Origin of the sequence: Allorhizobium ampelinum S4, assembly GCF_000016285.1 — a bacterium.
GTDB classification, from domain to species: Bacteria; Pseudomonadota; Alphaproteobacteria; order Rhizobiales; family Rhizobiaceae; genus Allorhizobium; species Allorhizobium ampelinum.
The window spans coordinates 218,672-240,957 of sequence record NC_011989.1; the positions used below are offsets into that span (position 1 = coordinate 218,672).

Here is a 22,286-nt window from a genome sequence, read left to right on the forward strand (position 1 = left end):
CCGCATGTCCCCCAAGCCTCCCGTGGTGATTGACCTCAAGTTTTCACGCGCCGCCATGCAGGCAGCGCTGGCCGGGGCCTTTCCGGATCGTGAGGTGATCGATCTCGGTGATCCCGAGAACGCTGGCAGGGACCTGTCGGCGGCAGCCTATGCGGTTTTGTGGAAGCCGGAGCCATCGCTGTTTACCCGCGCCTCCGGCCTTAAAGTGCTGTTTTCCGGCGGTGCCGGTGTGGATCACGTCCTGACCTTGCCGGGCCTCCCCGACTTGCCGATTGTCCGCTTCGTTGACCGCAGCCTGACGGACCGGATGAGTGAATGGGTCGTGTTGAACTGTCTCTATCACCTGCGCCATATGGGCCAATATCTCAGGCAGCAGCGTGAGAAAGTGTGGAGCGAAATTGATCTCCAGCCGGAAGCCCGCGATGTTACCGTCGGTGTCATGGGGCTGGGCGTTCTGGGCGAGGATGCGGCGCGCAAACTGAAGGTGATGGGATTTGACGTGATCGGCTGGTCGCGGCGCAGACGCGAGATCGACGGGATCGACACCTATGACGAGGCCCATATCGATGAATTTCTGGCCCGCACCGATATCCTTGTCGGCCTTCTGCCGCTGACCCCGGAAACCCGGGGCCTCTACGATAGCAGCTTGTTTTCACGGCTGCGGCAAGGCGGAGCGCTGGGTAAGCCGGTGTTTCTCAATGCCGGTCGCGGTGGAAGTCAGGTGGAAGTGGACGTCATCGCCGCCTTGCAGAAAGGCGTGCTGGGCGGCGCATCGCTTGATGTGTTTGAAAAAGAACCGCTGGCGATGGATAGCCCGCTATGGGCCATGGAGAATGTCGTCCTGACCCCTCATGCCGCAGCGGCATCGGATGTGCGGGCGCTGTTTGCCCATGTGGAGACGCAGATTGCCCGGTTTGAGGCGGGTGAGGCACTGGAGCATGTCGTGGACCGGTCTGCGGGCTACTGATCCCGGAACCTTTGCCGCATCGGTACGTTGGCCTTCATAAGTGTTTACGCTTATGCGTATAAAACAGATGGAGGCTCTCCGCATGGCAGGTCCAGGCAATTTCGACCCCGCTGATAGAAACTTGAATACGACGCCCGAAACGCCGGGAGCAGAGCGCCCGCTGGAGCCGACCGAGGCACGACAGGGCTTTCGCGGTAAACCTGTCCTGATCGTACTGCTGGCCGGACTGGTTCTGGCGCTGGTTGCGTGGATACCAGCGGAATGGTGGGGCCAGAAAATTGCGCCCTCGACGGACCCGGCGACGGAAACGACGCGCCCGACCACCGCTCCGCAGCAGCCGAGCCAACCAAGCACCACACCCTGATGGCGATAGACGGGGCCCTGATAGCGAGGGGCGGGTGTATTAGGACAATAATGAAGTTCCCAGCCACTGGACTTTGGTCACAGTTTTTTCGATAAGGTTGGCCCTGAAAAGACCATAGCCATCCGGCTATGGTCGTAATGGCGCGGCCAAAATCAGGCCGCTGGCAGGCGGCGAGGACGAATGGCAAAGGCGGATATTGCGAGGCGGGTGTATAACCATGCCTGGAAGCTTGACCCCATCGTGCGCAGTCTGCTCGATACTGATTTCTATAAGCTGCTGATGTTGCAGATGATCTGGAAGCTCTATCCAGATGTCGATGTGACGTTTACGCTGATTAACCGCACGACAAGCGTGCGGATTGCCGACGAGATCGACGAGGCCGAACTGCGCGCCCAGCTTGATCACGTCCGCACGCTTGGAATCAGCAAGAAAGAGTTGATTTGGCTGGCAGGCAATAGCTTTTATGGCCGCACCCAGATTTTCGAGCCGGAATTTCTGGCCTGGCTCTCAGCAATCCGCCTGCCAGCCTATGAGCTTTCCAAGCGGGACGGCCAATATGAGCTGACCTTCCGGGGGCGATGGATGGAAACCACGCTGTGGGAAATCCCGGCTCTCGCAATCATCAATGAATTGCGGTCGCGGGCTGCGCTGAAATCGCTCGGTTATTTTACGCTTGACGTTATCTATGCCCGTGCCAAGGCAAAGATGTGGGAAAAAGTCGAGCGGCTGAAGCAATTGCCAGGCCTGCGGATTTCCGATTTCGGCACCCGTCGTCGCCACAGTTTTCTGTGGCAAAGATGGTGTGTGGAAGCCCTGAAGGAAGGCATTGGCGAAGCCTTTACCGGCACCAGCAATGTATTGCTGGCTATGGATTCGGATCTGGAAGCCGTCGGCACCAATGCCCATGAATTGCCGATGGTGGCCGCGGCCCTAGCAAAGACTGATGCCGAACTGGCCAATGCGCCCTATAAAGTGCTTCAGGACTGGAATACGCTCTACAACGGCAATTTGCTGATCGTTTTGCCCGATGCCTTCGGCACCTCGGCTTTCCTGCGCGATGCGCCGCCCTGGGTGGCGGATTGGACTGGTTTTCGTCCTGATAGTGCCCCGCCGATTGAGGGCGGTGAGAGAATCATCGCCTGGTGGGAAAAGATGGGTCGCGATCCGCGCCAGAAACTGCTGATCTTTTCCGACGGGCTGGATGTGGACGCCATCATCGACACGTACCGTCATTTTGAAGGCCGGGTGCGAATGAGCTTTGGCTGGGGCACCAACCTCACCAATGATTTCATCGGCTGCGCACCCCATGACATTGCCGGGCTGAAGCCGATTTCTATCGTCTGCAAGATCACCGAAGCCAATGGCCGTCCCGCCGTCAAGCTCTCCGACAATCCCTTGAAGGCCACGGGAGAACCCGCCGAAGTCGAACGCTACCTGAAATTCTTCGGGTCCGAGGACCGTGTGGAACACGCCGTCAAGGTATAAAACCTGTGTCGAGGGGTCAGGAGGATTCGTTTTCGGCAAGCCAGCTTTCGAGCGCCGCGATGGCTTTCAGCCTCAATGCGGCTTTGCGTGCCAGAGCCTTTAACAGGCTCCTGTCATTGGCGCCAAAACCGAGTTCCTGCATCACCTCGCCCGGCTTCAGCCGCCGCCGCGCCATGACCGTTTCAATGCGGATAATCGTCTCCGGCAAGAGATAGCGGCCATTGGCAATCGGGCCGGCGGCAGATTTTTGCACGGACATGGTTGACCGGGACACAGCGCTTTTCAGTGCCTCGCCATTTTCCTGGGCCGCCAGCCAGGCGATAAACGCCCGACGCTCCTCCAAACTCGCCTTTTTCCAGGAGTTTTTCAGCTTCTCCAACCGGCTGCGTTGCGGCCGCAGCCCCGCCACTTCAAGCGCGACCCGCAGAGAACCAATACGGCCCGCTAAAAAATCACTGTAAATGCCGGGAAACATTGCGCGGAGACGCTCGACCTCCGCAGCTTTCATCTGTTTTTCTGCTTTCGCCATCGTCCGATCACCACTGCTTTTTCGAAGCGGTGTATCCGGGTTCAGACCGTAAGGCGAGCTGGAAAGCCTCAGGCTTGTCGAGCGCCGTGCCAGCAGTGCTGATCGCCGCATACGCGAGGCGGTGATAACGGCGAAAGGCAAGGCAATGACCGACCTTGTCGATGCAGCCCGCGAAAAAATCGGCCACGCGATTTTCGCCACCTGGGAAGAGCGAGATATCGAAGATCTCGTGCGATTGACGCGGAAATTTGCAGATGCCGTGAAGGAAGAGCCGGTGATCGATCCCTGATTGGGATTCTGTTTCACCAAAAGAGACTCATTGACGAGCGTCTCAGCGATTAAGATGGAGTCATACTGGCGGACAGGGAGGGATTCGAACCCTCGGTACGCTTTCACGCACACACGCGTTCCAGGCGTGCGCCTTAAACCACTCGGCCACCTGTCCGTTTTTCGAAAAGCTTGCTGCTGGGCAGCTTGACCGTTCGGGCGGGACATATATCAAGGATTCGGCGGCGATCAACCCAAATCTGACAGTTTTTCGACAAAGCCTCGGAAATCTTTTGTCAGGCCTCGGATTGCGCGCTTGGGCGTAGACGGGCGATCCTGTAAAAGTGGGCTTGGGCGAGACGGAAGGAGAAGGTGATGATCCGGTTTTTATTGCGCATTCTCAGTTTCATCATGCTGGTCCTTGCTATCGTGGCGGGGACGACCGATGCGATAGAGTCCGTCGCCTCCTCGGATGTCGTGACAACGGGTTTCGGTTCGCTCTGGGCCGATATCGGCCCTAAAAGCCTTGCCGTGGTCAAGCAGGCAATTACCGCTCACATCGGCAGCGACGCTTTGCAGCTTGCGGATAAAGGCATATTGCAGCAACCGGCTTTTGCGGTTTTTCTCAGCATGGCTCTTTTGCTGTGGATCGCCGGCTATAAACGGCGGTCGCCTGCCGGACGGTTCGCAGCCTGATATTCCCATCTACTGCATAATTCCTTAAATCGGAATCGATTTAAGGAATTATGCAGTAGATTTAAAGTGTTACAGCGTCCTTTGTGCGTTTTATAAAACGCGTTGCGCTGTAAGGCACACTCCCGGTCTATGACGTCGGTAATACCTATCGCTCCGTGGTGTATTCTGACGTCATGTGGATTTAGAGCTGTAAAATGCTGGTTGCCGAGAGCCGTTTGCCGTAAAAACTCTTCGGGCGGGTCCGTTTTATGACGCCGAGGACGACCATCAGCGCTGTCTGCCAAACAACGCCTGTGGTTAAAACGGGCTATGCTATACAGGTGCGAGCCGCCTGTCGGCTAAAAATAGAGCAAACAAGCCGTTGATGCGGCTTGTTTTTCGTCTTTCAGCTTTAAAAAGCAGCAGCCCTGTTAATATTTACCAGTTGAAAAAAATCTGGTGAATTTTTTGGAAAGCCGTGCAAGGATGCGCCCCAGCCGAACCTAAGAGGGGGCGGGCTGGCCTTGTCACGTCGCAATATCCGGCGTGTATGGAAAGCCTATAAAGAACAACACAAGCAACATCAGGGCTGCACAATGAAGAAATCCCTAATCACGCTGTTTGCCATGGCCGCCATGTCGGCCTCGGCGCTCGCTGCCGACATCAAGCCGGCGCTCGTCTATGGCACCGGCGGCAAGTTCGACAAATCCTTCAACGAGGCAGCATTCAACGGCGCGGACAAGTTCGAGAAGGAAACCGGCATCAAGTTCCGGGATTTCGAACCGACCAGCGATACCCAGGGTGAACAGGCGATCCGCAATTTTGCCTCCAAGGGCTTCAGCCCGATTGTCGCGGTATCCTTCGCCTGGACCTCGGCCATGGAAAAGGTTGCGACCGAATTTCCAGACACCAAATTCGTGATCGTCGATTCGGTCGTGGATAAGCCGAATGTCCGCTCGGTGGTCTTCAAGGAAGAAGAAGGCTCGTATCTGGTTGGTCTGCTGGCCGGTATGGCCTCCAAAACCGGCAAAGTCAGCTTTGTCGGCGGCATGGACATTCCGCTGATCCGCAAGTTCGAATGTGGCTATGAGCAGGGCGCCCGCGCTGCCAATCCAAAGATCGAAGTGTTGCAGAACATGGTTGGCACCACGGGTGCTGCCTGGAACGATCCGGTTCGCGCTGGCGAGTTGACCAAGAACCAGATGGATCAGGGCTCCGACGTGATCTACGCGGCGGCCGGTGCATCCGGCATGGGTGTGTTGCAGACCGCAGCCGATGCCAAGAAACTGTCGATCGGCGTCGATTCCAACCAGAACCATCTGCATCCCGGCTCGGTCCTGACCTCGATGGTCAAGCGCGTCGATCTTGCTGTCTATAACGCTTATGCCGATGCCAAGGCTGACAAGTTCAAGCCCGGCCTTGAAGTGCTTGGCGTCAAGGAAGACGGCGTGATGGCAGCGCTCGATGACAATAACAAGGCGTTGATTACACCGGAAATGAAGGCGGCTGTCGAAAAGGCCCGCGCCGATATCATTGCAGGCACAGTCAAGGTTCATGATTACATGGCAGACAATTCCTGCCCGAAGTGATCTGAAACGAGGGCGCGAGCGGCATTCCGCCTCGCGCCCTTTTCATGTCCGTTAGAGCGTTTTCGCTTTTCGCCGAACAGCGAAAATTTTCTCTCTTTTTGCATTTCCGGACGCAAACCTGCTTCGCACCTTTGCTGGAAATACTCTATCCGGAGTTTTGCACGTGGCCCAAACCCCTGCGATTGAACTCATCGGGATCGACAAGAAGTTCGGTCCGGTTCATGCCAACAAGAATATCAACCTGACAGTGGCCAAAGGCTCGATCCATGGCATTATCGGTGAGAACGGTGCCGGGAAATCGACGCTGATGTCGATCCTCTATGGATTTTACCAGGCAGATAGCGGCGAGATTAAAATCGGTGGCCAGTCCACGGTCATTAAGGACAGCCAGGCGGCCATTTCCAGCGGCATCGGCATGGTGCATCAGCATTTCATGCTGGTCGAAAATTTTACCGTGCTGGAAAATGTCATGCTGGGTGCCGAAGGCGGCGCTTTGCTGGCCAAGGGAACGGCAGCGGCCCGCGCCTCCCTGAAACAGCTGGAAACGGATTATGGGCTGGATGTCGATCCCGATGCCGTGGTCGAGGAATTGCCGGTTGGTCGTCAGCAGCGGGTTGAAATTCTGAAAGCGCTGTATCGCGGCGCCGATATTCTCATTCTCGACGAGCCGACAGGGGTGCTGACGCCCGCTGAGGCCGATCATCTGTTCAAGATCCTGCGTGTTCTGCGCGATCAGGGCAAAACGGTTATCCTGATTACCCACAAACTGCGGGAAATCATGGCGATCACCGATACGGTTTCCGTCATGCGGCGCGGCGAAATCGTTGCCACCCGCAAGACGGTGGAGACATCAGTGGAGGAATTGGCGGAACTGATGGTTGGCCGCCGGGTGCTGCTGCGGGTCGACAAGCAGCCTGCACAGCCGCGAGACGTTCTGCTGTCGGTGCGCAACCTGACCGTCAAGGATAGTCGCGGCGTCATCATGGTCGATGATGTGTCCTTCGATGTGCGCGAAGGTGAGATTGTCGGCATTGCCGGTGTGGCTGGCAATGGTCAAAGCGAGTTGCTGGAAGCGATCACCGGCATTCGCAAGCCGATGTCGGGCGAGATCCTCATCGCTGGCAAATTGGTGACCGGTTATGATCCGGCCCGATTGAGAGATCTTGGGCTTGCCCATATCCCTGAAGATCGCCACCATATGGGCCTCGTCCTGCCCTTTGAGGAAAGCCAGAACGCTATTCTCGGCTATCATCGTGACGAGCGCTATGGAAAAGGCATGTTTCTCGATCCGAAGGCGATCCGCGCCGCTGCCGAGGTCGAGATTGCCAAATATGACATCCGCCCACCCAATCCCCGCTTGAAGACGGCTAATTTTTCCGGTGGCAATCAGCAGAAAATCGTCGTTGCCCGCGAGATCGAGCGCGATCCGAATGTGCTGATCATCGGCCAGCCGACCCGTGGCGTCGATATTGGTGCCATTGAGTTCATTCACCGGCGCATCGTCGAAACCCGTGACAAGGGCAAGGCGCTGCTGCTGGTCTCGGTGGAACTGGATGAAATCCGCTCCTTGTCCGACCGCATCCTGGTGATGTTTGCCGGCAAGGTAGTGGGCGAAAAGACGGCAGACGCCGATGAACAGACGCTGGGCCTGATGATGGCCGGCATTGCCGCTTGAGGTTTTGATGAGTACCGCTTCCATTCCGCTGCCGAACTGGATCACCTACGGGCTTTTGCCGGTAATCAACCTGCTCTTGGCTTTTTTGATTTCCGGCTTGGTCGTGTGGATCATCGGTGAAAATCCCTGGGACGCGCTGGTCCTCATGCTTCAAGGCGCGTTGGGTCGCGGTGAAGGCATTGGCTTTACGCTCTATTATGCCACCAATTTCATCTTTACCGGCCTGTCGGTTGCTGTTGCCTATCATGCAGGACTGTTCAATATCGGCTCCGAAGGTCAGGCCTATGTCGGTGGTCTCGGGGCGGCCCTGGTGGCCTTGGCATTGGACCGTTATTGTCCCTGGTATGTCACCATGCCGTTTGCAGTGATCGGGGCTGCCTTGTTTGGGGCTGCCTGGGCATTGATCCCTGCTTGGTTGCAGGCAAAGCGCGGCAGCCATATCGTTATCACCACCATCATGTTCAACTTCATCGGCGCGGCGCTGATGGTGTATCTGCTGGTGCATGTGCTGATCGTGCCGGGCAAGATGGCGCCGGAAACCCGAACCTTTCTGGAGGGCGGACAATTGCCGAAGCTGGATTGGTTGATGGCGCTGTTTGGCCTGAAGCTCGGCCCGGCACCCTTCAACGTCTCCTTCATCATCGCCCTGGTCATGGCTTTCGCCGTCTGGGTGCTGATCTGGCGCACCAAGCTTGGCTATGAAATGCGCACGCTGGGCATCAGCCGGTCTGCGGCCGCCTATGCGGGCATTCCCTATGTGAAGATCGTTATCATCACCATGCTGATATCAGGCGGCCTGGCCGGTATGATGTCGCTGAATACGGTGATGGGCGCTTCCGCTCGCCTCCAGGTGGAATTCGTCGGCGGCGCGGGCTTTGTCGGCATTGCCGTCAGCCTGATGGGCCGTAGCCATCCGCTCGGCATCGTTATCGCTGCTATCCTGTTCGGCGTGCTCTACCAGGGCGGCGCGGAACTGTCCTTCGATATGCCCAATATTACTCGCGATATGATCGTCGTCATCCAGGGTCTGGTGATCCTGTTTGCTGGCGCGTTGGAATTCATGTTCCGACCGGCGCTGGTGCGTTTCTATCAGACGATTGCCCGCCCGGCTGCCCGCCCAGCCACATCTAGCAAGTGAGGATCTGACGATATGGACAATTTCGATATGATCGTCAGCATCCTGGGCTCCACGGTGCGTCTGTCGATCCCGTTGATTTTCACGGCGCTGGCCGGACTGTTTTCCGAACGGGCTGGGGTTTTCGACATCGGATTGGAAGGCAAGATGCTGGCCGGCGCTTTCGCGGCGGCCTGTGTTGCCTATCTCACCGGGTCGGCCTGGGCTGGGCTTGCAGGCGGCATTGCGGTGTCCATCGGCTTTTCGCTGATCCATGGCTTTGCCTCGATCACCAATCGCGGCAATCAGATCATTTCCGGCGTGGCGCTGAATTTCGTTGCAGCCGGTTTGACGGCGGTCTTGGGACAGGCCTGGTTCAGCCAGGGCGGACGCACCCCGCAGCTGCCGGGTGATGCGCGCTTTCAGCCGATTGTGCTTCCAGGCACTGATGCCCTGCGTGACGTGCCTTTTCTCGGTCCTCTCTATGCCAATGTGGTTTCCGGCAACAATGCCTTGACCTATCTGGCCTTTCTGGCCGTGCCGCTCAGTTGGTGGGTGCTGTATCGCACTCGTTTTGGCCTCAGGCTGCGGGCCGTGGGCGAAAATCCCGGTGCGGTCGATACGGCAGGGATTTCCGTGGCCTGGCTGCGCTACCGGGCGGTGATCGTTGCAGGCTTTCTCTGCGGTTTTGCCGGAGCCTATCTTGCTATTGCCCAATCGGCGGCCTTCATCCGCGATATGTCGGCGGGCAAGGGCTATATCGCGCTTGCCGCGCTGATCTTTGCCAAGTGGAAGCCGGTGCCTGTGATGTTTGCCTGCCTGCTGTTCGGCTTTCTCGATGCCATGTCCAATTTCATGCAGGGCAAGGCGGTGCCGGGCATTGGTGAAGTGCCAGTACAGATTTTCCAGGCCCTGCCCTATATTCTCACCTGTATCCTGCTGGCTGGCTTTATCGGAGCGGCCAATGGTCCGAAGGCGGGCGGCGTGCCCTATGTGAAGGAACGGTAATATGTCTCACGACCTGTTCGAGGCGGCCCGCGATGCCATGCGCCATGCCCATGCGCCCTATTCGAAATTTCCAGTTGGCGCTGCAATCCGCGCCGATGATGGCAAGATCTATGTTGGCGCCAATATCGAGAACCTGTCTTTTCCTCAAGGCTGGTGCGCCGAGCCGACGGCCATCGGCTGCATGATCATGGGTGGCGGACGAAAGATCGTCGAGATCGCCGTCATCGCTGAAAAGCTGGCGCTTTGCCCACCTTGCGGTGGCTGCCGCCAGAAGATCCGGGAATTTGCTTCGCCTGAGACGAAAATCTACCTCTGCGATGAGGTGGGCGTGCAAAAGGTGATGAGCATGGACGAGTTGCTGCCCTTCAGCTTCGAGACGGATACACTCGGATGACCCCGGCGGTCGATCTGCTCATCGACAGGCTGAACGGGCTTTTGCCACGCATCGCTATCGTGCTGGGTTCCGGCCTTGGCGGATTGGTGGACGAAGTGGAGAATGCGGTTCGCATTCCCTTTGCCGACATACCGGGTTTTCCGCAGGGCGGGGTTTCCGGCCATGCCAAGGAACTGGTGGCCGGGCTTTTCGCCGGCCAACCGATCATCATGCTGGCGGGAAGGGTGCATTATTACGAAGAGGGTGATGCGGCAGCCATGCGGTTGCCCATTGAGACGCTGGCGTCGCTTGGCGTCACGACGCTGATCCTCACCAATGCCGCCGGTTCCTTGCGGGCCGACATGCCGCCCGGTTCGGTGATGCAGTTGATTGACCACATTAATTTCTCTGGCCATAATCCGCTGATCGGCGAGACGGGGGATGGCCGGTTTGTCGGCATGACCCAGGCCTATGACGGTGAATTGGCCGAGGCCATGCGCCGTGCGGCAGACGCTGAAGACATTTCCCTGTCATCCGGCGTCTATATGTGGTTTTCTGGACCAAGTTTTGAGACGCCAGCGGAAATCCGCATGGCGCGGACGCTGGGTGCCGATGCGGTCGGCATGTCCACCGTGCCGGAAGTCATTCTGGCACGGTTTTTTGGCCTGAAGGTTGCGGCCGCGTCGGTTATCACCAATTATGGGGCAGGGATGACGGGTGCCGAACTCAGCCACGAGGAGACCAAGGACATGGCTCCGATTGGTGGGAGACGGCTTGTCGCCATCCTCAAGCGAATGATCGTTGATGGAGGAGCAGATCTTGGATAGCCGTGAACTGCGCGAATGCGCTGCCGTTGCCCTGTCGGTGCTGGATCTGACCAATCTGAAAGACGATTGCAAGCCGGAAGAAATCGATGACCTGTGCGCCCGTGCCGTCACGCCATTCGGTCATACGGCGGCGATCTGCATCTGGCCGCGCTTTGTCGCCCAGGCGCGTGGCCTGCTTGGCCATGACGGCCAGGTGAAAATCGCAACGGTGGTCAATTTTCCCTCGGGCGATCTTGATATTGCGACGGTTGTCGCGGAAACCGAGACAGCTCTGGCCGATGGTGCCGACGAGATCGATCTGGTCATCCCCTACCATGCTTTTATCGAAGGCGATGAAACGGCTGTGGCGGAGATGATTCGGGCTGTCAGAGCCGTGATCGCCTCGCCCGCAATTCTCAAGGTCATTCTGGAAACCGGTGAGCTGAAAAGCGCCGCCCTTATCCGCCGCGCCTCGCAGATTGCGATTGCCGAAGGTGCGGATTTCATCAAGACATCGACCGGCAAGGTTACGGTCAACGCCACCCTGGAAGCCGCAGACATCATGCTCCAGGAAATCCGAGACAGTGGCCGCAAGGTCGGCTTCAAGCCAGCGGGCGGCATTTCCACGGTCAAGGATGCCAGCCTGTATTTCCGCCATGCCAGCGCGATCATGGGGGATGATTGGGTGATGCCCTCCACCTTCCGTTTCGGCGCGTCGGGCCTGTTGAATGATATTCTGGCCATTCTATCCGGCGAAAAATCCTCAGGCCCAGCCAGCGGCTATTGATATGCAGGCTGTGGAGATCATTCGCCGCAAGCGCGACGGAGAGGAGCTTTCCAGCGCCGATCTCCAGACCTTCATCCGCGCCTTGAGCCGGGATGAACTGTCGGAAGGGCAGATTGCCGCCTTTGCCATGGCGGTCTTTCTGCGGGGCATGAGCGATGCCGAGACGGTGGCGCTGACCTTGGCGATGCGTGACAGCGGTACGGTTCTGTCGTGGAAGACGGCGGGCCGTCCCGTGGCTGACAAGCATTCCACCGGCGGTGTCGGCGACAATGTCTCGTTGATGCTGGCCCCGATGATGGCCGCCTGCGGGTTGGCTGTGCCGATGATTTCCGGGCGGGGACTTGGCCATACCGGTGGGACGCTGGACAAGCTGGAATCGATACCCGGCTATGATATTGCGCCCGATGCCTCGGTCTTCCATGCCTTGGTGGAGGAGATTGGTTGCGCCATCATCGGCCAGACCGCCGACCTCGCTCCCGCCGACAAACGGCTTTACGCGGTTCGCGATGTGACGGCGACGGTGGAATCCGTGCCGTTGATCACGGCATCCATTCTGTCCAAAAAGCTCGCCAGCGGATTGGAGAGCCTGGTGATGGATGTGAAGTTCGGCAACGGTGCCTTCATGGGCCAGATCGACGAGGCCCGGGCGCTGGCGCGCTCACTGGTGGCGGTCGCCAATGGCGCAGGCACCAGAACCTCGGCACTGCTGACCGATATGAACGAGCCTCTGGCGGATTGTGCAGGCAATGCCGTGGAAATAGCCAATGCGGTCGCCTTCCTGAGAGGTGAGAAGGCGGGAACCCGGTTGGAGACCGTGACATTGGCGCTCGGTGCCGAGATGCTGGTCAATGCCGGGGTTGAGCCGGATCGGAACGCCGCTGACATCAGGTGTCGCCACGCCCTGGAAAGTGGTCGGGCTGCCGAGATTTTCGGACGTATGGTGCATGGGCTGGGCGGGCCGCTGGATTTCATCGACAGGGCTGGCCAATATCTGCCCAAGGCGGTGCTGGATATTCCGGTTCTTGCCACGGCATCTGGCTTCATTTCCACGGTCGCCACCCGCGATATCGGCCTTGCGGTGATCGACCTCGGCGGAGGTCGCCGACGTGCCTCGGACAGGATTGACCATTCGGTTGGCTTCAGCGGCTTACTGCCGGTGGGGACCGCTGTTACCAAAGGCGACGTTCTGGCCGTGGTCCATGCCGCCGATGAAGCCAGCGGCACCCGCGCCGCGCAGGTTATTGCGGCAAGCGTTGCCATCGGCGATGAAGCGTTGGTGCCGGGACCTGCTGTGGTTGAACGGCTCAACTCTCAATCTTGAACTGCACCCTGTCGGCGGGAAAGTGCGTTACGGCATATTGAACCGGCGCGCCATCCAGGTCTGTGTTCAGGGCTTTGGTGATCATCACGATGGCACCGGGTGACAGGCCGAGTTCGTCCCGGTCGGAAGGATCGGCATGGACGGCGCTGATGTCGGTGCGCACGCGTAGATAATCGGCAAGGCCGCAAGTGGCGAAGGCGGCGGTGATTGAGCCGCTCTGCCGATAGGCCACATCGATCCCTTCGAAACGGGGCAGGGGAAACCAGCTAGTAGAGCGTGACACCGCCCGGCCATCCGCTTTGCGCAGCACTTCCAGCCGGATCACCTGGTCGCCATTTGCCAATTGCAAATGCTCCATCACGTCCGCACTGGGTGTCTCGACGGCGCTTTCCAGCAACAGACCTTGCAGTGCACGCGCCTGATCGCCGATGCCTGGCGTGAAACGGGTGCGTTTTGAAATCGGAAAACTGATGCGATCTCGTCGCTCGATCAGCGTGCCGCGTCCCTGGACAGCACGCACGATGCCCTCCTGGGCAAGGGCTGCCAGCGCACTGCGCACCGTATGTCTGTTGACGCCAAATTCTCCGGCCAAAATCGTTTCCGGCGGCACCATGCCCGTCGTGTCATAGGTGCCATCGCTGATTGATACCCGGATTCGATCGGCAATCTGACGCCAGAGCGCCACGCCGGTCTGTCTTTCGATTGCTTTTTGTCCCGCCACTTTCTGCACCGTCATGTCACACGCTTGTCATCCCGGAGGAATATTTGTAAAGATAAGTTGTATGGTTGTCTATATTAATAGACAAATGGAGGTTTGGCAATGGGCGCACGAGCAAAAAGTGCAAATCCGGATGGTGTACATCGAAAAAGAGTTGTTGACCTTTTGGCCGCGGCCCATCTGGACGAATTAAAGGCGCTGTGGAGCGGGCTGCCGTTTGCGCCGGAAGCACAATTCTTGCGCGGACCGGAGACTGGTCTGGTCATGGTGCGTGGACGTATCGGTGGCGGCGGCGCGTCCTTCAATCTGGGTGAAGTAACGGTGACGCGGGCGACATGCAGGCTGGCATCCGGCCAGGTCGGGCATGCCCAGGCGCTTGGCACGTCAAAGGAAAAGGCGCGGCTTTCAGCGATTTTCGACGCTCTTTGGCAGGATGAGGCGCATCGCGCCCAGATTGAGCCGTTGTTGGCGGCTGTGGAGCGGCGCTTGAATGAGGGCGACCGCGTCAAGGCGGAGCAGGTGGCGGCAACGAAGGTGGATTTCTTCACCATGGTCAGAGGAGAAGACTGATGCTCGAAGCGGAAAGCCTGACCGGCGGTTTTTCTCAACCGGTATTTGAGGCGCAAAGCGTGTTTCGTGCGGTCATGGACGGTATGGCCCGGCCCGGCACCCACCACACTGTTGACCTGTCGCTGCAACCGCCATCCCCTTTCGGTCTGGCGCAGGCGGCCATTGCTCTGACGCTGTGTGACGTCGATACCCGCGTCTGGCTGAGCGGCGGGCTTGGCAAAAGTGCCGTGCCCGCCTGGCTGAGCTTTCACACCGGCGCTGGGACGACAGCCGACAAGACCGAAGCGCAGTTTGCGTTTTTCGAAGCAGGCAGCCCGCTTGCGGCATTCGCGCAATTTTCCACCGGCACGCAGGACTATCCTGATCGCTCGGTGACGCTCATTTATGAAGCCACCAGTCTCGAAGGCGGCCAACCGCTTACTCTGAAGGGGCCCGGCATCCAAGACCGGACAATGATCGCTCCGCTTGGCTTGCCGGACGGTTTCCTGCGCCATTGGCAGGACAATCATGCCCTGTTTCCGCGCGGCGTCGATGTGATTTTCACCGCCGGTCGGGATTTTCTCTGCCTGCCGCGCAGCTGCGCGATACTATCCGGGGAGGCGTGAATGTATGTTGCTGTAAAGGGCGGCGAGACCGCCATTGCCAATGCCCACAGCCTTTTGGCCGACCGTCGTCGGGGTGATCGAAGCCTGCCGACAATGACCGTCGATCAGATTGTCGAGCAATTGACGCTGGCCGTTGGCCGCGTCATGGCCGAGGCCTCGCTTTATGATCGCAAGCTTGCGGCGCTGGCCATCAAGCAGGCGCGGGGCGATATGATCGAGGCGATTTTTCTACTGCGCGCCTATCGTACCACGCTGCCACGGTTTGGTCTGTCAGAGCCGGTCGATACCGGCGCGATGCGGATCGAGCGGCGGATTTCCGCCACCTATAAGGATCTGCCCGGCGGTCAGCTGTTGGGGCCAACTTTCGACTATACTCACCGTCTGCTCGACCCGTCATTGTTGGAAGAGGGCGACGTTGAGCCCCCGGTCCAGAAAATCCCAACCAGCGAAGCCGCCATGCGGGTCTCCGACATCTTGCGCGAGGAAGGGTTGATTGAACCCGATGGCGACATGCCGGAGGATCATTTGGCGGGTGATATCACCCGCCAGCCCATCGAATTTCCGATGGCGCGCGATCTGAGACTGCAATCGCTGGCCCGTGGCGATGAAGGATTCCTTCTGGCCCTCGCCTATTCCACCCAGCGAGGCTATGGCCGCAGCCATCCTTTTGCCGGCGAAATCCGCTTAGGCGAGGTCGAGGTAGAGTTGGATGTGCCGGAGCTTGGCTTTGCCGTGTCGCTTGGGCGTATCCAAGTCACCGAATGTCAGATGGTCAACCAGTTCAAGGGATCGTCAAAGGCCCCGCCGCAATTCACGCGAGGCTATGGCCTCGTCTTCGGTCAGAGCGAGCGCAAGGCGATGGCCATGTCGCTGGTGGATCGGTCACTGCGCGCCGAAGAGCTGGGCGAGGATATTACCGCCCCTGCCCAAGATCAGGAATTTGTCTTGTCCCATTGTGACAATGTGCAGGCAACAGGCTTTGTCGAACATCTGAAGCTGCCGCATTACGTGGATTTCCAGGCCGAACTCGATCTGGTGCGGCGTATGCGCTCCGAACACGAACAGGCCCGCCAGCAAGGGCTGGACCTGAGCGAGGCGGCGGAATGACCAGTCTATTAGTCGTGATCGGCATACCAGGCGGCGCAAAGCGTCGAGACGCCCAGCATGAGGGTCACGAAGACGGCGAACATCATTTCGATTTCCATGCTCATTGCTCCCTGTTTGCGAATTTCTGGAAGGGTAACGCACAATGATTACGGAAGTTTCATTAGCGGACGAAATTGCCACTTATAATTTTGCCTATCTGGATGAGCAGACCAAGCGGATGATCCGCCGGGCGATCCTGAAGGCCATCGCCATCCCCGGCTATCAGGTGCCGTTTGCCTCGCGTGAAATGCCAATGCCCTATGGCTGGGGCACTGGCGGCGTACAGGTGACGGCGGCGATCCTTGGGCCGGACGATGTGCTGAAGGTGATCGACCAGGGTGCCGACGACACCACCAATGCCGTGTCGATCCGGGCCTTCTTTCAGAAGGTCGCCAATGTGGCAGTCACCACCCATACGGGCGACGCTACCATCATCCAGACCCGCCACCGGATTCCGGAGGAAAAGCTGCGGGCGGGCCAGGTGCTGGTCTATCAGGTGCCGATCCCGGAGCCTTTGCGCTTCCTGGAGCCGCGCGAGACCGAGACCCGCAAGATGCATGCATTGGAAGAATATGGCCTGATGCATGTGAAGCTCTATGAAGACATCGCCCGCAATGGCCGGATCGCCACCACCTATGCCTATCCGGTCAAAGTGGCGGGTCGCTATGTAATGGACCCGTCTCCGACACCGAAATTCGACAATCCGAAAATGCACCGGTCAGAGGCCCTGCAATTGTTTGGCGCGGGCCGCGAAAAGCGGATCTATGCCGTGCCGCCCTATACCGATGTCGTCAGCCTGGATTTCGAGGATCATCCTTTCACGGTGCAAAGCTTCGACAAGCCCTGTGCGCTCTGCGGTGCCGAGCATGTCTATCTCGATGAAGTGATCCTCGACGACAAGGGCGGGCGAATGTTCGTCTGCTCCGACACTGACCATTGCGAGGATCGCCGCGCCAAAGGTCATCGGGGTGAGATGCTGGCGGAAACACAGCAGGGGGAGGCCGCCCAATGACCCAGCAACCGCTTTTGAAGGTCCGCGACCTGTCGAAATTCTACGGACGGCGGATCGGCTGCGCCAATGTTTCCTTCGATCTCTGGCCGGGTGAAGTGCTGGCTGTGGTCGGTGAATCCGGTTCCGGCAAGACGACGCTGTTGTCCTGCCTGTCCACCCGGCTGATGCCGACCACCGGCAGTGTCGATTACCGGATGCGCGACGGCGCTTACCGCGAGCTTTATCACATGAGCGAGGCCGAGCGGCGCTTTCTGATGCGCACCGACTGGGGCTTCGTTCACCAGAACCCCGCCGATGGCCTGCGCATGACCGTTTCAGCCGGGGCCAATGTCGGTGAGCGGCTGATGGCGGTGGGCGAACGGCATTATGGCAATATCCGCGCCACCGCCACCGATTGGCTGGACCGGGTGGAAATTGCCGCCGACCGGATTGACGACCAGCCGCGTGCTTTTTCCGGCGGCATGCGTCAGCGCTTGCAGATCGCCCGCAATCTCGTCACCAATCCGCGTCTGGTGTTCATGGACGAGCCGACCGGCGGGTTGGATGTCTCGGTCCAGGCCCGGTTGCTGGATCTGGTGCGTGGGTTGGTGGCTGATCTTGGTCTTTCCGTCATCGTCGTCACCCATGACCTGGCTGTTGCAAGGCTTTTGTCACACCGGATGATGGTGATGAAGGATGGTCATGTGATCGAGCAGGGCCTGACCGACCGGGTGCTGGACGATCCACGCGAGCCGTACACGCAATTGCTCGTCTCCTCGATTCTTCAAGTGTGATTGGATCATCAGATGCCCACACCTCTTATCGTTTCCGATGTTGCCAAAAGCTTCACCATGCATCTGCGCGACGGGCTTGTCTTGCCGGTGGTGCGCAATGTCAGCTTTTCCGTCAACAGTGGCTCCTGCTCCGTGCTGGGCGGTCCGTCCGGCATTGGCAAAAGCTCAATCCTGAAAATGCTCTACGGCAATTACGCCGTCGATAGCGGCCAGATCCTGGTGCGCCATCACGATACGGTGGTGGATCTGGCGTCCGCCATGCCGCGCATGGTGCTGGATATCCGCCGCGATACGATGGGCTATGTCAGCCAGTTCCTGCGCACGGTTCCAAGGGTGTCGGCGCTGGATGTCGTGGCCCAACCGCTGACGGCGCGCGGTGTGGGTATCGACGAGGCAAGATCGGTGGCAAGTGATCTGCTGGCTAGACTGAACCTGCCCAAGGCACTCTGGCAATTGCCGCCCGCCACCTTTTCCGGCGGCGAGCAGCAGCGTGTCAACATCGCCCGCGGCTTCATCACCGACCATAAAATCCTGCTGTTGGATGAGCCGACGGCCTCGCTCGACGCGCAAAATCGTGCCGTGGTCATCGAGTTGATTGCTGGCAAAAAGGCTGAGGGCGTCGCCATGCTCGGCATTTTCCACGACGAGGAAGTGCGCGAAGCGGTTGCCGACACCATTCTCGATGTCTCGCAATTCTCACCTAGAGGCCGTCAGGTTCAGATTGAACCAGCCATCCTCTAGCTTTCTTGTTTTCGTTTGTCTTTTCGGGAAAACCGGTACCCACTTTTCCCTGACAAACTCTAGGAGCATCGCCGCATGAGCACCCGTCTTGGGCTTGAGCCCCAAATCAACCCGACCGCCAGCGTCACGAACAGCACGCTTGGGCGCTACACCGAAGTGGCCGAGCGCTGCCGTCTCGATGAGGTTGAGATGGGGGACTATTCCTATGTGATGCAGGATGTTTCCATCTGGTGCGCCACCATCGGCAAATTTGCCAATATCGCCGCCAGTGTCCGCATCAATGCCCCCAATCATCCGACATGGCGCGCTACGCTGCATCATTTCACCTACCGCGCCGTCGATTATTTCGAAGGGGCGGATCTGGAGACGGATTTCTTCGACTGGCGGCGGGAAAACCGAGTGGTGATCGGTCATGATGTCTGGATCGGCCATGGTGCTACCATCCTGCCCGGCGTCACCATCGGCAATGGCGCGGTCGTCGGCGCAGGCGCGGTCGTTTCCAAGCCGGTGGAACCCTATACCATTGTCGGCGGGGTGCCAGCCAAGCCGATCAAGCCCCGGTTTGGACCAGGTATCGGCGCGCGCATGGACAGACTTGCCTGGTGGGATTGGCAGCATGAGCGGCTTCACGCGGCCCTTGCCGACTTCCGCACGCTTTCCGCCGAAGATTTTCTGGCCCGACATGAAGTCTTAGCCTGAAGTATAGGCTCTGCTACCCTCTGATTTTAACAGAAATGTCATGAAACTGACATGGGCGCTTCACCGACCTGAACTATAGCTCGCTCTGGATTTGGACATGATATTGGAAGACGCGCATGAATTTCGAACTGACCGAGGTGACACGGCGTTTTGGCAAGAAGATTGCCGTGGAAGCCGTGACCCTGTCCATTCCGCATGGGCAGATGGTCGGCATTATCGGTCGGTCCGGTGCGGGGAAATCCACTTTGCTGCGAATGATCAACCGCTTGGCCGATCCGACATCCGGGTCGATGCGGTTCGGCGATCAGGAGGTGACGCGCCTCAAGGGATCGGCTTTGCGCAGCTGGCAGCGCGATTGCGCGATGATTTTCCAGCAGTTCAACCTGGTTCCGCGTCTGGATGTTCTGACCAATGTCATGCTGGGGCGTCTCAATCATCGCTCCACGGCGCTGAGCATCCTCAATATTTTTACGCGCGAAGAGCGGATCATGGCGATTGCCGCTTTGGAGCGGCTGGGCATCGAGCAGACGGCGCTGCAGCCGGCTGGCACACTGTCCGGTGGTCAGCAGCAGCGGGTGGCCATTGCCCGCGCGCTGATGCAGGCGCCGAAAATGCTGCTGGCCGACGAGCCGATTGCCTCGCTCGACCCTTTGAACGCCAAGATCGTCATGGATGCGCTGCGCGACATCAACGAGCGCGAAGGCATCACCGTGATCACCAATCTGCACACGCTGGATACGGCGCGGGCCTATTGCGAGCGGATCATCGGCATGGCGGCGGGCAAGGTGGTGTTCGATGGGCCGCCGGATGCGCTGACAGCGCAGGCGGTGCAGGCGATCTATGGCACTGGCCAGGATGGCAATGGCATTGACGAGAGCATGACATCGACCGCGATCCGTTTGCCGAAGTCGGACTTGGCCCTGTCTGTGCCGATGGTGGCGGCCACGGCAGGCTGAGCCCGCAATCCATGACCTGAAAAAATAGCATTTCTGTCGCGGCATCCAGCCCGATGGCAGCGCCTTCGCTTGCCCGCGTCAAAGGCACCTTTCTTACGTTCATGAGACAGATCCGGTCCCTCGGGAAAACCAGACCGGAAAACCAGGAGAGAGACCATGTTGAAGAAAATTCTGCTTGCCTCCGTGACGCTTCTGTCGCTGGCCGGCGTGGCTGCTGCCGAAGACCTGAAGGAATTCCGCATCGGTATTCTTGGCGGCGAGAACGAAGCCGACCGGTTGCGCAATTACAACTGCCTGTCCGATCACCTGAAGAAGGAATTCGGCTTCACCAAGGTTTCGCTGTTCCCGGCCTCGGACTATGACGGCGTTATCCAGGGTCTTCTGGGTGGCACGCTTGATTATGCCGAGCTTGGCGCTTCCGGCTATGCCAAGGCCTATCTGGCTAACCCGAAGGCAGTCGAGCCGATCCTGACCACGGTGCAGACCGATGGCTCGATGGGCTATTACTCGATCATGGTGGCCCGCAAGGACAGCGGCATGACCAAAGTCACCGACATCAAGGGCAAGAAGCTCGGTTTTGCCGATCCTGACAGCACATCCGGCTACCTGATCCCGACCGTCACCCTGCCCGACGCGCTCGGCGGCAAGCCGGTCAAGGAATATGTCGGTTCCACTGGTTTTGGCGGCGGCCATGAAAACCTGGTTCTCGAAGTGCTGAAGGGCACGTTCGATGCTGGCACCACCTTCGGCTCCGGCGTTGGCAATTTCAAGGACGGCTACACGTCCGGCAACCTGCGCAAGATGGTCGATAAGGGCGTCCTCAACATGGACGACCTGGTGGAATTGTGGAAGTCGCCGCTGATCCCGAACGGCCCGATCGTCATCCGCTCCTCGATGAACGAGGACATGAAGACCAAGGTCAAGGCCTTCATGATGGATCTGCCGAAGACCGACGCCGCCTGCTTCTCCGCCATCGAAGGCGGCGATTTCAAGGGCTTTGCGGCTGTGAATGTCGATTTCTACAAGCCGGTCATCGACGCCCGCAAGGCAACCATCGGCGGCTGATCGCAGCTGGAAACATGAGAGCCGCCGGGATAAACGACCGGCGGCTTCCCCATTTGTCCATTTTGGAAAGTGCCAGATGAGCCATACCGCCAGATTGTCCTTGCTGAGCGAACAGGGGCGCGTGATCGAGAGCCATTGGAATGCGTTGGCCAAGACCCGCCGCCTTTACACGGTAGCCGGTCTTGCCGTGTTGTTTCTGGCGCTGGCGGGGTCGCTGTGGTTTGCCAATGATACCAATTCGGGCAAGTTTTTCGACCGTCTGCCACATCTGTTCGATTTCGTCGAAACGCTCATTCCCCGCGATGGCAATGAGATCTGGCGGGCGATGTTCGACCTGCCATCGCCCTATGATGATGGCAGCCTGAAATACAATTATCCGGAAGGGCGCTACTATCTCACCCAGACGCTTTATATCCCGGAATATTTCTACAAGATGATCGAGACGCTGAACATCGCGCTGGTCTCGACCCTGCTGGGCGGCATGCTGGGCTTTTGTTTTTCCTTCATGGCGGCACGCAACATGATGCCGAACAGGTTCATTCGCTGGCCGGTGCGCCGTTTTATGGAGTTGCTCAGGGCGTTCCCGGAAGTGGTGCTGGCCGGATTTTTCCTCGCCATCCTCTCCATTGGCCCGATCCCGGCGATGATTGCGGTTTCCGTCCATACGGTCGGCGCACTCGGCAAGCTGTTTTTCGAAGTGGTGGAAAATGCCGATATGAAGCCGGACGAAGGCCTGCGCGCCGTTGGCGGCAATTGGCTGGAGCGGCTGTGGTTCGGCATGGTGCCGCAGGTCATGCCGAATTTCATCAGTTATGCCCTGCTGCGCATGGAAATCAATGTGCGCGCGTCGACAATTATCGGCGCGGTCGGCGGTGGCGGCATTGGCGAACCCTTGCGCCTGTCGATCAGCCAGGGCCATGCGGCAAAAACCGTTGCCATCGTCATCCTGCTGCTGACCACGGTGATTGCCGTCGATCAATTTTCGGCCTGGTTGCGCCGCAAACTGGTCGGTGAGCAAGCCTTTCATGCTGTTTCCTGAGG

The 22,286-nt window shown here is 58.7% G+C and carries 24 protein-coding genes, 1 tRNA gene and 1 pseudogene; 23 read left to right on the forward strand and 3 right to left on the reverse strand.

All coding sequences use genetic code 11. The annotated features are described in order from the left end of the window. Positions 1-4 precede the first annotated feature (4 nt). The 3 genes from AVI_RS01035 to pncB all read left to right on the forward strand — a co-directional run bounded on the left by AVI_RS01035 (position 5) and on the right by pncB (position 2,816). A complete protein-coding gene (locus AVI_RS01035; protein WP_012654688.1) occupies positions 5-967 on the forward strand; it encodes a 2-hydroxyacid dehydrogenase in 963 nt (320 codons plus the stop codon). Positions 968-1,049: 82 nt separating this feature from the next. Next, positions 1,050-1,331 (forward strand): hypothetical protein, encoded by a 282-nt coding sequence (locus tag AVI_RS01040; RefSeq protein WP_012654689.1) that lies wholly within the window; start codon positions 1,050-1,052, stop codon positions 1,329-1,331. Positions 1,332-1,511: 180 nt separating this feature from the next. Further along, positions 1,512-2,816 (forward strand): nicotinate phosphoribosyltransferase, encoded by a 1,305-nt coding sequence (pncB, locus tag AVI_RS01045; protein ID WP_012654690.1) that lies wholly within the window; start codon positions 1,512-1,514, stop codon positions 2,814-2,816. Positions 2,817-2,832: 16 nt separating this feature from the next. Here pncB and AVI_RS01050 read toward each other — a convergent pair whose 3' ends face one another. Next, positions 2,833-3,345, reverse strand: coding sequence for a hypothetical protein (locus tag AVI_RS01050; protein WP_041696094.1), 513 nt, complete (start codon positions 3,343-3,345; stop codon positions 2,833-2,835). A gap of 55 nt (positions 3,346-3,400) precedes the next feature. On the opposite strand from AVI_RS01050, the pseudogene AVI_RS01055 reads away from it, so the two are divergent. Continuing rightward, positions 3,401-3,634, forward strand: a pseudogene (locus AVI_RS01055) (MarR family transcriptional regulator); the annotation flags it as partial. Positions 3,635-3,700: 66 nt separating this feature from the next. On the opposite strand, the gene AVI_RS01060 reads toward AVI_RS01055, so the two are convergent. Then, positions 3,701-3,790 (reverse strand) — tRNA-Ser (locus AVI_RS01060). A gap of 197 nt (positions 3,791-3,987) precedes the next feature. Between AVI_RS01060 and AVI_RS01065 the strand changes: the two genes are divergently transcribed. The 9 genes from AVI_RS01065 (at position 3,988) to deoA (ending at position 12,960) form a co-directional block, all read left to right on the forward strand. After that, complete coding sequence (locus AVI_RS01065) at positions 3,988-4,308, forward strand: hypothetical protein (protein ID WP_012654692.1); 321 nt, start codon at positions 3,988-3,990, stop codon at positions 4,306-4,308. Between the two features lie 575 nt (positions 4,309-4,883). Continuing rightward, positions 4,884-5,876, forward strand: coding sequence for a BMP family lipoprotein (locus AVI_RS01070; RefSeq protein ID WP_012654693.1), 993 nt, complete (start codon positions 4,884-4,886; stop codon positions 5,874-5,876). Between the two features lie 163 nt (positions 5,877-6,039). After that, complete coding sequence (locus AVI_RS01075; RefSeq protein WP_041696096.1) at positions 6,040-7,551, forward strand: ABC transporter ATP-binding protein; 1,512 nt, start codon at positions 6,040-6,042, stop codon at positions 7,549-7,551. A 7-nt stretch (positions 7,552-7,558) separates the two neighbouring features. Further along, the gene (locus AVI_RS01080) at positions 7,559-8,689 is read left to right on the forward strand and encodes an ABC transporter permease (protein WP_012654695.1); all 1,131 of its coding nucleotides are present in this window, start codon (positions 7,559-7,561) and stop codon (positions 8,687-8,689) included. Positions 8,690-8,701: 12 nt separating this feature from the next. Next, the gene (locus tag AVI_RS01085) at positions 8,702-9,673 is read left to right on the forward strand and encodes an ABC transporter permease (protein WP_012654696.1); all 972 of its coding nucleotides are present in this window, start codon (positions 8,702-8,704) and stop codon (positions 9,671-9,673) included. A gap of 1 nt (position 9,674) precedes the next feature. Next, positions 9,675-10,067 carry a cytidine deaminase gene (locus AVI_RS01090; RefSeq protein WP_012654697.1) on the forward strand — a complete coding sequence of 131 codons (393 nt, stop codon included), beginning with the start codon at positions 9,675-9,677 and terminating at the stop codon, positions 10,065-10,067. Continuing rightward, complete coding sequence (locus tag AVI_RS01095; RefSeq protein WP_012654698.1) at positions 10,064-10,873, forward strand: purine-nucleoside phosphorylase; 810 nt, start codon at positions 10,064-10,066, stop codon at positions 10,871-10,873. The genes AVI_RS01090 and AVI_RS01095 overlap by 4 nt, the downstream gene beginning before the upstream one ends. Next, complete coding sequence (gene deoC / locus AVI_RS01100) at positions 10,866-11,639, forward strand: deoxyribose-phosphate aldolase (RefSeq protein WP_041697358.1); 774 nt, start codon at positions 10,866-10,868, stop codon at positions 11,637-11,639. The genes AVI_RS01095 and deoC overlap by 8 nt, the downstream gene beginning before the upstream one ends. Before the next feature lies 1 nt (position 11,640). Further along, complete coding sequence (gene deoA, locus AVI_RS01105) at positions 11,641-12,960, forward strand: thymidine phosphorylase (protein ID WP_012654700.1); 1,320 nt, start codon at positions 11,641-11,643, stop codon at positions 12,958-12,960. On the opposite strand, the gene phnF is transcribed toward deoA, so the two are convergent. Continuing rightward, positions 12,944-13,681: a phosphonate metabolism transcriptional regulator PhnF gene (gene phnF / locus AVI_RS01110; protein ID WP_012654701.1), complete on the reverse strand. Its 738-nt coding sequence runs from the start codon at positions 13,679-13,681 to the stop codon at positions 12,944-12,946. The two genes, deoA and phnF, sit on opposite strands and share 17 nt — an antisense overlap. Positions 13,682-13,780: 99 nt before the next feature. Here phnF and phnG point away from each other — a divergent pair, with 99 nt between their 5' ends. The 10 genes from phnG (at position 13,781) to phnE (ending at position 22,284) form a co-directional block, all read left to right on the forward strand. Then, on the forward strand, positions 13,781-14,248 hold the full coding sequence (phnG, locus tag AVI_RS01115) for a phosphonate C-P lyase system protein PhnG (RefSeq protein WP_012654702.1): 468 nt from the start codon (positions 13,781-13,783) through the stop codon (positions 14,246-14,248). Continuing rightward, on the forward strand, positions 14,248-14,853 hold the full coding sequence (gene phnH / locus AVI_RS01120; protein ID WP_080516942.1) for a phosphonate C-P lyase system protein PhnH: 606 nt from the start codon (positions 14,248-14,250) through the stop codon (positions 14,851-14,853). Before phnG ends, phnH begins: the two co-directional genes overlap by 1 nt. Continuing rightward, on the forward strand, positions 14,854-15,960 hold the full coding sequence (locus AVI_RS01125) for a carbon-phosphorus lyase complex subunit (protein WP_012654704.1): 1,107 nt from the start codon (positions 14,854-14,856) through the stop codon (positions 15,958-15,960). A 142-nt stretch (positions 15,961-16,102) separates the two neighbouring features. Beyond that, positions 16,103-17,011: an alpha-D-ribose 1-methylphosphonate 5-phosphate C-P-lyase PhnJ gene (locus tag AVI_RS01130; RefSeq protein ID WP_012654705.1), complete on the forward strand. Its 909-nt coding sequence runs from the start codon at positions 16,103-16,105 to the stop codon at positions 17,009-17,011. Continuing rightward, positions 17,008-17,784 carry a phosphonate C-P lyase system protein PhnK gene (gene phnK, locus AVI_RS01135; RefSeq protein ID WP_012654706.1) on the forward strand — a complete coding sequence of 259 codons (777 nt, stop codon included), beginning with the start codon at positions 17,008-17,010 and terminating at the stop codon, positions 17,782-17,784. The genes AVI_RS01130 and phnK overlap by 4 nt, the downstream gene beginning before the upstream one ends. A 12-nt stretch (positions 17,785-17,796) precedes the next feature. Then, the gene (phnL, locus tag AVI_RS01140) at positions 17,797-18,525 is read left to right on the forward strand and encodes a phosphonate C-P lyase system protein PhnL (RefSeq protein WP_012654707.1); all 729 of its coding nucleotides are present in this window, start codon (positions 17,797-17,799) and stop codon (positions 18,523-18,525) included. A gap of 75 nt (positions 18,526-18,600) precedes the next feature. Continuing rightward, the gene (locus tag AVI_RS01145; protein ID WP_012654708.1) at positions 18,601-19,224 is read left to right on the forward strand and encodes a DapH/DapD/GlmU-related protein; all 624 of its coding nucleotides are present in this window, start codon (positions 18,601-18,603) and stop codon (positions 19,222-19,224) included. Positions 19,225-19,340: 116 nt separating this feature from the next. After that, on the forward strand, positions 19,341-20,180 hold the full coding sequence (gene phnC, locus AVI_RS01150; protein WP_012654709.1) for a phosphonate ABC transporter ATP-binding protein: 840 nt from the start codon (positions 19,341-19,343) through the stop codon (positions 20,178-20,180). Between the two features lie 156 nt (positions 20,181-20,336). Then, positions 20,337-21,245, forward strand: a complete 909-nt coding sequence (phnD, locus tag AVI_RS01155; RefSeq protein WP_012654710.1) for a phosphonate ABC transporter substrate-binding protein — start codon at positions 20,337-20,339, stop codon at positions 21,243-21,245. A 76-nt stretch (positions 21,246-21,321) separates the two neighbouring features. Further along, positions 21,322-22,284 carry a phosphonate ABC transporter, permease protein PhnE gene (phnE, locus tag AVI_RS01160; RefSeq protein ID WP_012654711.1) on the forward strand — a complete coding sequence of 321 codons (963 nt, stop codon included), beginning with the start codon at positions 21,322-21,324 and terminating at the stop codon, positions 22,282-22,284. The last annotated feature ends 2 nt before the right edge of the window (positions 22,285-22,286 follow it).